Annotated in this window: 4 protein-coding genes; all 4 read left to right on the top strand. The window is 37.3% G+C overall.

Translation table 11 applies throughout. From position 1 onward, the window contains the following. Positions 1-957 (top strand): NAD-dependent epimerase/dehydratase family protein (locus E1171_RS04605; protein ID WP_155204557.1); only part of this gene is annotated, 957 nt, incomplete at its 5' end. A 236-nt stretch (positions 958-1,193) separates the two neighbouring features. Further along, entirely contained in the window at positions 1,194-2,069 is an 876-nt protein-coding gene (locus tag E1171_RS04600) for a glycosyltransferase family 2 protein (RefSeq protein ID WP_222931391.1), read from the top strand. 35 nt (positions 2,070-2,104) lie between these two features. Next, positions 2,105-3,202 carry a GDP-mannose 4,6-dehydratase gene (gmd, locus tag E1171_RS04595; RefSeq protein ID WP_155204553.1) on the top strand — a complete coding sequence of 366 codons (1,098 nt, stop codon included), beginning with the start codon at positions 2,105-2,107 and terminating at the stop codon, positions 3,200-3,202. A gap of 11 nt (positions 3,203-3,213) precedes the next feature. Then, positions 3,214-3,467 (top strand): NAD-dependent epimerase/dehydratase family protein (locus E1171_RS04590; RefSeq protein WP_155204552.1); only part of this gene is annotated, 254 nt, incomplete at its 3' end.

Raw genomic sequence — 3,467 nt, 5'->3', positions numbered from 1 at the left:
GGAGGAGGTGGTTTTATTGGAGGTCATTTGGTGAGTCGTTTAAAAAGTGAAGGTTATTGGGTAAGGGTATGTGACCTTAAACATAATGATTTTGCTCCCTCACTTGCTGATAATTATGTAATAGGGGATTTGACCAATCCTTACCTATGCAAAGAAGTAGTAAAGAGTATCGATGAAATATATCAGCTTGCAGCTCACAAAAGGGAAGAAAAGTCACCTTATGCTGGGGAAGTTGATGCTTCCTCTATGTATAATTCCGCTACTGTGAATCTAAATATTGTAGAGGCTGCAAGAAGAGAAAATATAAAAAAAATCTTCTACGCATCTTCTACAGATGTGTATTCTGCTCTGAACTACAAAGAGTCTGCAAACCTAGATTATTTAAATCATAGTTCTGATTCTGCTTTTCCAGCCTATGGGGTTGGATGGGAGGTGTTATTTAGTGAGCGTTTATTTCTGTCTTATTGCCGGAGCTTTAACATGGATGTAAAGATAGGCAGGATCCATAATATATATGGTCCACAAGTTAATTGGATAGAGGGGAATGCAAAGGGGCTAACGGGAATTTGCCGAAAAGTGGCCATGGCTCCTGACGGTGGTAACATTGAGTTTTTGGATGAAGATCAAAACTATTCCTATTTGCATGTAAATGATTGCATAGAAGGTATTAGACGGCAAATGGAATCTGATTATGTAGGTCCATTTACATTGGCTTCAGAAAACCAGATCAAACTTAGGGATTTAATTAACCTTGTAGTGGAGAGCAGTGGTAAGTCTTTGGAAATAGAGATAAAAAATAGAATGGAAACTGTGGGAAGAGGAAATAAGTGTACAGAATACAATTTATTGTGGGAAAAGCTTTCATGGAAACCATTGGTATCTCTAAGAAAAGGAATTCAGGAAACTTACTTATGGATTAGGCGGCAGATTGAGGAATCTGCTAAAAAAACTTGTTGAAAAGGAGCCCCTTTAATCCTTAAAAATAGATGATGGACAAAATTTATTAAAGGCTTGTAGAAGTATATAAAAAAAAGTCCTCCACTACTCTTTCTTTTCTTCTTAATTGTGGTTCATCATTAATAATTATTTCCTATTGGCTTCTTCAACTTTACAAATAGATAGAGTATTGATGAGAGAACCTACCTTCGAAAATTGGTGACCGCTGTCTACATCTTAAAATACCCCAGTTGCCTATGATTTATATTGTGATTCCAGTATATAACCGCAAGGAAATCACTCGAGTTTGTTTGGGGAATTTGCGAAAACAGACTTGTAAAAACTTTGAGACCATAGTGGTAGATGATGGTTCTTCCGATGGTACAAGCCAAATGATTAAGGACCAATTTCCAGAGGTAGTATTGCTTCGAGGGGACGGAAATTTATGGTGGTCAGGCGCAATGAATTTGGGAATAAAATACGTCTTGACAAAGGCAAAAAAAAATGACCATATACTCGCATTAAATGATGATTTAGAGTTCTCATCAGACTATATCTGTAATTGTCAGAAATTGATTCTAAAGTCAACCCCAATGTTGATTGGCTCTGTCGTAACAGCTCTGGACAATAGGGATAGGATTATCCAGGGAGGAGTAGTTATCAATTGGTATTTGGCTAAGGGAAAACAGCTGAATTACAACAAACGGCTATCATCATTTCCCAAAGGTTATTTTACGGAAGTTTCTGTCCTTACGGGCCGAGGAGTAATGATTCCAGTGGAAGTGATTAATAAGATTGGAATTTACAATGAAAAACATTACCGACATGCCGGAGATCATGAGTTGCCCCGAAGAGCACAAAAAGCAGGTTACAAACTTGTGGTAAGTTATGATGCGGTAGTGCACATGAAGGATGGTTATGAAGTAAACCATATTAACCATTTGCCTTATTTTAGTTTGAAGGACATTGGTAGGTATTTTTTTGATGTAAAATCAAGCTACAATTTAAAGTACCGATTTTGGTTTGCCTATGATGCTTCTTCTAATTTCCTGATGGGTACCTTGTTTCTTTTCTTTGACCTCATAAGAGTTACGGGACACTTCTTCAAAAATCTAAAATTAAATTTAAGATGAATAAACGATATCCAACTAGTTAAAAATTAACCAAAATGAAAAAAGCACTTATTACCGGGGTGACAGGGCAGGATGGAGCATACCTTGCTGAATTTTTAATTAAGAGGGACTATGAAGTGCATGGTATTAAAAGAAGAAGTTCACTCATTAATACCAGTAGAATTGATCATATATATCAAGATTTGCAAGAAGAGAATATTAGATTTAAACTTCATTATGGAGATCTAACTGACTCCTCCACAATTATTCGGATCATCCAAGAAATTCAACCCGATGAAATTTATAACCTGGGAGCTATGTCACATGTGCAGGTTAGTTTTGACAACCCCGAATATACCACTGATGTAAACGCAATGGGAACGTTGAGGGTGCTGGAAGCAGTTAGAATTTTAGGTTTAACAAAAAAAACAAAGATTTATCAAGCATCCACATCGGAATTGTATGGTTGGGTACAGGAAGTCCCCCAAAATGAACGTACTCCTTTTTATCCTCGGTCTCCATATGCGGTATCTAAACTTTATGCCTATTGGATAACGGTCAACTACCGGGAGGCCTACAAAATGTTTGCAGTAAATGGCATTTTATTTAACCATGAATCTCCCACTCGCGGTGAGACCTTTGTTACGAGAAAGATCACCATGGGTGTTGCACGAATTGCCTTGGGGCTTCAGGAAAAAATTTATCTCGGCAACCTAGATGCCCAAAGAGACTGGGGACATGCCAAGGATTATATTGAGGCCATGTGGCTTATAATGCAACAAAAGCGGCCAGAAGATTTTGTAATAGCAACTGGTGTCACGACTAAAATCAGAGACTTTGTGGAAATGAGTTTTTCCGAAATCGGAATTGAAATTGAATTTTTTGGAATGGGAGTCGATGAGAAGGCTAGGGTTACAAATTGTAATAATCCGGACTTTTATATTGAGCCGGGAAAGGAAGTAGTTGCCGTTGATGCCCGTTATTTTAGACCTACTGAGGTGGATCTATTGCTTGGAAATCCAGAAAAAGTTAAAAGTAAAATTGGATGGTATCCTAAAAATAGGTTACAGGATTTGGTGAAAGACATGGTTTGGTCAGACATTAAAGCGGCTACAAAAGAGCAGCATATTAGGGGAAATATTGCTGGATATTGAAATTGATAGAAATGGATAAGCAAGCAAGGATATACATAGCAGGTCACCGTGGAATGGTAGGCTCAGCTATTTTACGGAAACTGAAAAGAGATGGTTTTGAAAATTTAATTGTACGTTCATCAACAGAATTGGATCTAAGGAATAGTCAGGTTGTTGAAGAATTTTTTAAGAATGAAAAACCTGAGTATGTTTTCTTGGCAGCAGCCAAAGTAGGAGGAATTGCTGCAAATGATACATTCTCGGGTGATTTTATTTTTGATAATTT

The organism is Xanthovirga aplysinae (genome assembly GCF_009711365.1).
GTDB lineage: Bacteria > Bacteroidota > Bacteroidia > Cytophagales > Cyclobacteriaceae > Xanthovirga > Xanthovirga aplysinae.
Note: the sequence above shows the minus strand (reverse complement) of the source record. Positions and strands in the feature narration are given on the sequence as shown.